Origin of the sequence: Cedecea sp. NFIX57 (assembly GCF_900177785.1) — a bacterium.
GTDB classification, from domain to species: domain Bacteria; phylum Pseudomonadota; class Gammaproteobacteria; order Enterobacterales; family Enterobacteriaceae; genus Cedecea; species Cedecea neteri_C.
This window is the reverse complement of sequence record NZ_FXAS01000094.1, coordinates 1-2,664: the sequence shown is the minus strand read 5'-3', so window position 1 is coordinate 2,664 and position 2,664 is coordinate 1. Positions and strand designations below refer to the sequence as shown.

General features: G+C 63.5%; 2 protein-coding genes and 1 pseudogene. All 3 read left to right on the top strand.

Annotation, left to right across the window (positions count from 1 at the left end; genetic code table 11):
• A pseudogene (locus B9Y90_RS25850) lies at window positions 1–815 on the top strand (ParB/RepB/Spo0J family partition protein); the annotation flags it as partial.
• Window positions 816–859: 44 nt separating this feature from the next.
• Window positions 860–1,294: a conjugation system SOS inhibitor PsiB gene (gene psiB, locus B9Y90_RS25845; protein ID WP_085543129.1), complete on the top strand. Its 435-nt coding sequence runs from the start codon at window positions 860–862 to the stop codon at window positions 1,292–1,294.
• The gene (locus B9Y90_RS25840; RefSeq protein ID WP_085543128.1) at window positions 1,291–2,028 is read left to right on the top strand and encodes a plasmid SOS inhibition protein A; all 738 of its coding nucleotides are present in this window, start codon (window positions 1,291–1,293) and stop codon (window positions 2,026–2,028) included. Before psiB ends, B9Y90_RS25840 begins: the two co-directional genes overlap by 4 nt.
• Window positions 2,029–2,664 lie beyond the last annotated feature (636 nt).

Sequence of the window (2,664 nt, the reverse complement as noted above, 5' to 3'; positions counted from 1 at the left end):
GCGTGCGTCTGAAAACGGATATGCCGGAAGAAACCGACGAAAACCGCAGTGTCACGATGCCGTTCACCTCGCGCCAGGCAGATGCCGCAGAGGGGCTCAGCGGCCCGCTGCTCACCCGAATGTCCTCCGAGCGTACGCTGGCCGTTCAGGCGGCGCTGATGCGGCAGCCCGAAAAGGCGGTGGCGCTGATGGTCTGGCGCATGTGTACCTGTGTCTTTTCTGGCTGTCTGACCACGCCGCACCCGTTCCGCATCAGCCTGACCGTGTCTCACGGCAGCCTGACGGAGAACGCCCCGTCCGGTAAGGGCGGGGCCGCGTTTGACATTCTGATGACCGAACAGGCGCGTCTTGCCGCCCTGCTGCCGGAGGGCTGGGAGAAGGATTTCACCACCTTCTTCACCCTGAGCGGGGAGGTACTCATGTCATTTATGGCGTTCTGCACCGCCTGTGCCGTGGATGGGGTACAAACCCGCGAGATGGGACACACCTCGCGCAGTCCTCTCGACACGGTTGAGGCCGCCATCGGGTTCCACCTTCGGGACTGGTGGCAGCCGACGAAGGACAACTATTTCGGCAGCCTGAAGCATTCACAGATTGTCGCCTCCCTGAAAGAAGCGGGTCTGACGGGGGCGGCGGATGATGCGGCGAAGATGAAGAAGGGTGACGCTGCCGCGCACGCGGAGCATTTCATGCAGCACACCCGCTGGGTTCCGGCCTGGCTGAAAGGGCCAGAGTCAGTGGCTGAGGCCGATGCTGGCGAAGCTGCCTCAGAGACCGACAACACCGATGACGATACCCCGGCAGATGCCGCCTGATAACGGAGACGCCGCCCTGTGTGGGCGGCGATAAGGAACTGATGATGAACAGTAATCTGACCGACCGGACTGCCCTTGCCCGTATGCTGCCGGAGGAGTTTGAGCACAGCCGCGAGGCGGGGTATGCCTTTCGTCGGGAGCTGACCCACACCGTGATGGCGGCGCTGGAAGCCCCTGCGGGCTGGGACATGAACGGGGAGTTCCGGGGCGAATTTGGCGGCTGGTTCCCGGTGCAGGTGCGCTTCACCCCTTCTCACGGGGGCTGGACGGTGGCGGTGTGCAGTCCGGGGGCCGTCAGCGACCGCTGGCTGATGGTGATGCTGAACGCCGACGGGCGCGCGGTGACGGTTATCCGCACCCTGAACCGCTTTGAGCCGCAGGTGATTAACCCCGTGCTGTGTCTGGCGGCTTCGCTGGAGGAGGCCGGGTATTCCCTCGCGGCTATCACCGCCACGCTGATGCAGGAGGCTGCCCGATGATACCGTCTCATATGAGTCTGGTGCCGCTGAGTCCTGAGCGCCGCGCCGCCATGCAGGCCATCGCAGAGGTGGAGCGCAGGCGCGACAGCGGGGCGGCTGGGGCTGATTTTCCGTATGCGCGGGCTTTCTTTAAGCACCTGAGGGGCAGCCAACGTCTCACCCTCCGAGAGATACGACTGTTTGCCCCGGTGCTGAGTGCGCAGGAGTTGCGGGGGAGCAGGGACAGCTGGCTTCGCGCCATCGACATCCTGATTGAGAGCCGGGGAGCTGGCTGTTATCTCCCGCTGCCCGCCGGGGCCGGATATCGCCTGTTCCCTGAGGTGGTCTTTCAGAAAACGGAACGCCGTCGTCGGCAGGATGAACTGCACGATGAAAAATACACCCGCCAGCGCCACCGGGAAGCGTGCCTGCGGGAACGGGCTTATCAGGCGCGGGTGGGGCAGGCGGAGACTGAACTGGCCTTTCACACCCCGGCGACGGTGGCCAGCTGGAGCGCCCGCTGGTCTGATACGTTGCCCCCGTACGCGCTGGAAGCGATGTTTTTCCGCTGGAGCGAGCGTTTCCCGTCCTTGTCAGGGCTGGAGCGGTGGGTGTTTGAAGGCGAGCCGCTGTGGGTGCTCATCCGTGAGGCAGGCCAGCTCGCCTGCGAGGCGTTGCCGCAGGTGACGGCGCTGGAACGCTGGATGGTGCCCAACAAGCTGGTTCATCAGGCGGGAGGGGTATCGCGCGGATAGTCTGTGGCCCCGGTGCCGCTGACAACTTCTGAGGGCTGCCCCGCTGACGCGGGGTGGCTCTGCTGTGGTCAAAAAATGAACAATGGCTTTCAGGGCAGACTGGGCAGGGGATGCAGGCAGGTACCCGCAGGTTGTCCACAGGGTAACCCAGGCTGGCGGTGGACAGTTGTCTTCTTTTGATTTTGTCTCTGCTACTGCTACTGCTACTGCTACTGCTACTGCTTTTGGCTGCTGGCGGACTTTCGTTTGTGCTTTTATTTCTGGCTCCGGCTTCTTTTACTCTGCCTGTGAAAAATCCTCCACATCTGGGCCGCTTCCCGCCGGGAACCGGGCTGTCGTGGAACAGAGCCAGCAATGCTGTCTCTGCCCTTCGGGCTTCCATCCCTGCGGCGAACGTCAACCCCTGCGCTTGCTGCATCCGTGAACGGATGCGCCGCTTTCACCGCGCCGGCGATAAGGCCGCCGGGCTTCAGGGCCGCCACGCCGTACCGTCGTGTCGGGTGTGTGCCTGCTCATCTCATCTCCGGGGGACATCTCCCGTCAGCCCCTTACGCGGGGGCTTTTGTAGCACAGGCGAGTCGCCCCGCAAGGGGTGAAGTGCACGCCGCCAAAAACTTTTTGCAGAAAGACGCAAAA